The organism is Pseudomonas sp. K5002, assembly GCF_013386655.1.
GTDB lineage: Bacteria > Pseudomonadota > Gammaproteobacteria > Pseudomonadales > Pseudomonadaceae > Aquipseudomonas.
On sequence record NZ_JACARK010001491.1, the window covers coordinates 1 to 349 of the forward strand.

The 349-nt window shown below is 66.2% G+C and carries 2 pseudogenes; both read right to left on the reverse strand.

The features are described 5' to 3' along the window. Positions 1-141 (reverse strand): annotated as a pseudogene (locus HX846_RS37435) (cobalamin biosynthesis protein); the annotation flags it as partial. After that, positions 138-349: pseudogene (locus HX846_RS40105) on the reverse strand (5,6-dimethylbenzimidazole synthase); the annotation flags it as partial. The pseudogenes HX846_RS40105 and HX846_RS37435, both read right to left, overlap by 4 nt.

Genomic DNA, 349 nt, shown 5'->3' on the forward strand with positions numbered 1-349 from the left:
CCAGCCACGGCCGCCGGAGTTGAAACGCTGCTCGATACGCCCGGCAAAATTACCGAACGCCACCAGCGGATGCCAGCGCCTGGGCTCGCCCAGCAGCGCATCCAGCGCCACGGCAGCGACACTCAGCAAGGCCACACTCATTGACTCACTCCCCAAACATTCTCGTACAACATGTCACTCAGCGGCCGTGGTTCGGTCCAGCCTTCGAGCTGCAACATCGGTGCCGGGTAGAACTCGGCCACCGGGCCCAGGCACAACACGGCCAACGGCTTGGCACCGGGCGGCAGGCCCAGCAGATCGGCCAGGGCCTGGGGCTCGAACAGCGAGACCCAGCCCATGCCCAGCCCTT